Consider the following 855-nt stretch of genomic DNA (forward strand, 5'->3'; position numbering starts at 1 on the left):
GTCGCCGTCGTAGTCGATCATCCCCGCGCTGGCTAGCCGGTCGAGGTGGGTCTGCTGGAGCGAGGTGTACACGCGCTTGCGCTCGGCGGACGTGAGCTCGGGGACGGACTTGTCCTGCTCGCGCGCGGCCACCATCTCCGCGGGGTCCGACAGGGTGAGCGGCTCGTCGGCCTGCTTACAGAAGTGGATCACGTACCGCCGGCGATGGTTGCTCAACAGGTCGTAGAACTCGTCTTTCTCCGGGGGCGTGTACTCTCGCTGCTCGGAGATCGACACGTCAGGCCACCTCCGGCGGTACCCGAGTCCGATCGAGCGCCGCGCTCGTCCGGGTCGACCCCGTCATCTCCGTTCCTCCTGGGCGTCGGATCCGGGAACCGAGCGGCGTCCGGAAGCGAGCGCTCGCCGAGGGGCCGGGGACCGACGTATGCTCCCACACATACTACCAAATAAACTAATTTACTTTAGTATAATTATTCGGGTGTCGGGCCGGACTCAGTCGAGTCCGAGCGCGCTCGCGACCGCGTCGGCGTCCGCGACGTCGATCGCCGCGGCGTCCTCGCGGAGCGACCGGAACCGCTCGATGTGACCGTTGATCGTTTCCGCGTCGGCGTCGCTGCGCGCGGCCCGCGCGGCCGAGAGCGCGGCGTCCGTCGCGTCCGCCTGGAGCGCGGTCTCGTCGACGGCGATCTCGCAGAGGTCGGCGGCGGTTTCTTCTCCGATCTCGTTCGCGAGGTCCGCGGCCTCGGCGAAGCCGTCCTCGGCGTCCTCGTAGCCGGAGAGCGCGGTCTCAAGTGGATCGACCGCGTCAGAGTAGTTTCGTTCGTTGAACGCGGTGACCCCCTCATCGCGGGTCGT

At 67.6% G+C, this 855-nt stretch carries 1 protein-coding gene and 1 pseudogene; both read right to left on the reverse strand.

Annotated features, from left to right (window positions below):
• A pseudogene (locus DVK07_RS19900) lies at nucleotides 1-276 on the reverse strand (hypothetical protein); the annotation flags it as partial.
• A 216-nt stretch (nucleotides 277-492) separates the two neighbouring features.
• Nucleotides 493-855: hypothetical protein (locus DVK07_RS22920; RefSeq protein ID WP_199719647.1), on the reverse strand; the 363-nt coding region annotated here is incomplete at its 5' end.

It is taken from the genome of Halorubrum sp. Atlit-26R, from assembly GCF_003666015.1.
Lineage (GTDB): Archaea > Halobacteriota > Halobacteria > Halobacteriales > Haloferacaceae > Halorubrum.